Here is a 1174-nt window from a genome sequence, read left to right as displayed (position 1 = left end):
CCTCCGCCGACCCGGCCGGGCTGCGCCGCGCCCTCGAACTCTGCGGCTTCGAAGCGCGCATCGTCGAAGCGTCATGGTTCAGCGAATGGGCGGAGGCGAGCACGCCGAAGCGCACCACGCCCGGTTCGAGATAGCCCGGTGGGCGGCGCGGCCGGCGCAGCAGCGCGGCATCGGCATAGGGCAGCAGCAGCGCGCGGCCCGGCAGGCGGCGATGGATCCAGTCCCGCTCGCTGGACTGGATCGCGCTGACGAGGCCGGCGCGGGCGAGCCCTTCCAGCTCCGCGCCCTCGGTCGGCAGGAAGAAGTCGGCGCGCAGGCCGAGGGCGGCGAAGACCGCGTCCCGCTTGTGGAAAAGGTCGTGCATCTCCAGCACGCGCGCCGTGCCCGGTGGGGCGTGCAGCAAGGCACGGGACAGCCACAGGTTGTGCACGACGAAGCCGTCGAAGCGGCGGCGGGAAAACAGGTTGTCGAGGAAGGCGCCGAGCGCGGGGTCCCACCATTCGTCGAGGCCGTGGTGGCGCCCCTGCGCCGGCACACCGCCGACACCGGCATTGGCGTGGAAGACCAGGACCTCGGGCCAATCGCGCCGCATGGCGTCGTAGCCGGCCTCGTCGAAGCGATGCGTCCAGGACTCCTCGAAGGCGTAGAGCAGGAAGGTGACGCGCCAGCCGGCATCGCGCAGCAGGCGCGTGACCTGCGCGGTCCGGCGGCGATGGCCGGCGGTCTCCGGCCAGGTGGCGAAGGGGGAGAGGATGAGGGCGGTGCGGGGGGGCAGCGTGCGCGACCAGAAGGATGCGATCGCGGAACTTATTTCGCCGCGGCGCTCCCTGCAATCATGCCCGCCTTACCACCCGCAGAGCCTCCGCCCCGTACGGTTGTGCGCCAGGATCGCCCGTGCCGTCGGCTCGCTCAGCACATCGGCCGCGGAGACCAGCACCGGGCGCCAGGGCGCGCAGGCCTCACCGCCGCCGCCAGTCCCGGCGCAACTCGCCGGCAGCATCGCCAGCGCGATCCACATCGCTCTCCACCGCATCGCGAACCTCCCTTGCGCGCGCCGCGCGGCGCAGCGCCTCGGCCTCCGAACTCCGCCGCCCCTCCCGCCGCCCGGCGGTCCAGGCGGCGGCCAGCAGCGCCAGCGCGGCAGCCAGCCCGGCCAACCAACCCGACAGCCGGC

Annotated in this window: 2 protein-coding genes; both read right to left on the bottom strand. The window is 73.8% G+C overall.

What is annotated here, in order from left to right; all coding sequences use genetic code 11:
• On the bottom strand, positions 1–592 hold a 592-nt coding region (locus tag HW577_RS25380; protein ID WP_198378858.1), incomplete at its 3' end, for a hypothetical protein.
• Between the two features lie 367 nt (positions 593–959).
• Positions 960–1174 (bottom strand): hypothetical protein (locus tag HW577_RS25375; RefSeq protein WP_198378857.1); only part of this gene is annotated, 215 nt, incomplete at its 5' end.

It is taken from the genome of Neoroseomonas rubea (assembly GCF_016106015.1).
GTDB lineage: Bacteria > Pseudomonadota > Alphaproteobacteria > Acetobacterales > Acetobacteraceae > Neoroseomonas > Neoroseomonas rubea.
Note: the sequence above shows the minus strand (reverse complement) of the source record. Positions and strands in the feature narration are given on the sequence as shown.